Source organism: Skermanella aerolata KACC 11604 (assembly GCF_000936425.1).
Lineage (GTDB): Bacteria > Pseudomonadota > Alphaproteobacteria > Azospirillales > Azospirillaceae > Skermanella > Skermanella aerolata.
In genome coordinates this window covers 1-1,458 of record NZ_AVFK01000157.1, presented here as the reverse complement: position 1 = coordinate 1,458, position 1,458 = coordinate 1, and the positions used below count along the sequence as shown (strand labels likewise).

The window sequence follows — 1,458 nt, the reverse complement described above, 5'->3', positions numbered from 1 at the left end:
TGTAATTGCTCACGGTATTGGCGGGTTTTGAGCAGTCAGGCGACGGCGAATGATCCGGCGACGAGGTGGCGGATTGCGGTCCAGGCGGATTGGCCTTGGCGGGCGGCCGTTCCGGTGACGGAGCGATAGCCTGCATGGATGGCTGGTCCCCAGTCGGATCGGAAGCCGTTGGTGACCTTGCGGAAGACCACGGACGGGCGGATTTCCTGTTCGCTGCCGTTGTTGGTCGGCGGCACGCGGCGATCGGAGAGAAAGACGAAGAACTTGCAGCGCCACGCCTTGATCTGGCGCTGCAACTCGCGTCCGGCGGGATGGGCGGCGGGCACCCCGAGCAGAGCATCGAGGCCGCGCTCGGCCCTGGCGGCGTAGGTGGCCAGCGTGCTGTCCTTCAGTTCCGGTCTTCGCTTGCCGACACGGATGGCCCAGCGCAGATGATCGCGGATCTTCGGCGCGACCACGCCGTCGCCGCAGTCGATGGCGTACTGCACGTCCCTGAGAACGTGGGCCAGACAGACCTGATGGACCTGCCCCAGTTCCTGCTGCCCGGCGTAGCGGTCGGAGATCCACACCTCGGGCCGATGCCCGCCCAGGATTCCGGCGGCCACCGCCCGGGCTCGGCTGGGGGCGATGGAGTGCAGTACGGCTTGCTCGGAATGGAACACCCACTGCCAATGGGTCACGCCGTCGACCCGGGTCGTGGTCTCGTCCGACGCGATCACCGGGGCGCCCAGGAGTTTGGCCTTGATCGCCGCACAGGCCGTGTCGAACGCCGTGCCCATGCGCCGGAAGGCATTGGCGATGGCGCCCTCGGAGATGCTCAGTCCGAACAACTCCTTCAGCATCCGCGAGAGCCGCTCGAAACCGACATGATGGCTATGGTGAAGATAGGCCAGCAGGGCCCGGATGCCGGGACCGAACGGGGTGCCCGGCGGCATGGCGGCGGGCGGGGCGGCCCGGTAGCGCCGCCCGCAACCGCCGCATCGGCCGCCGAACAGCTCGATCCGTGTCACCACCGGTCGAACCTCGGGCAGATCGATGTGGTCGTAGCGGTGACGACACCGCTGGGCGTTCTCGGGTGCCGCCGTCCGGCAATGCGGGCAGGCTTCCGTCAGACAGCGCTCGGTCCGGTCCGGATCATCGGCCAGGGGGCGTGACACCCCGGGGCGCGAGGGACGCGGTTTGCGCCGACGCTTGGCGTCCGCCTTGCTGGACGCACCACCGGGGCCATCCTTGGACGGCGGAATGTGCGAATTGGCCGACGTCTTGCGCGGCTTCCCGACTAAAGCCTCAAGTTCCGCAACACGCGCCGCCAGACGCTCGATCAGCGCCGCCTGCTCGACCAGCAGGGCGTCCTTCTCAGCCTCACTCAGGCGGTAACGCGGCGGCTTCTCCATCCAGACGTTCACTCATATTGCGAGATCCAGCGCAACCCTTTTTGTCAACCCCGTGAGCAATCAC

1 protein-coding gene is annotated in these 1,458 nt (G+C 67.5%); it reads right to left on the bottom strand.

Annotated features, from left to right (window positions below; genetic code table 11):
* Nucleotides 1-35 precede the first annotated feature (35 nt).
* Entirely contained in the window at nt 36-1,394 is a 1,359-nt protein-coding gene (gene tnpC / locus N826_RS38935) for an IS66 family transposase (RefSeq protein WP_044437978.1), read from the bottom strand.
* Nucleotides 1,395-1,458 lie beyond the last annotated feature (64 nt).

Excerpts from the sequence above, each read along its gene's own strand:
- tnpC (WP_044437978.1), bottom strand. The coding sequence starts at position 1,394 with ATGGAGAAGCCGCCGCGTTACCGCCTGAGTGAGGCTGAGAAGGACGCC.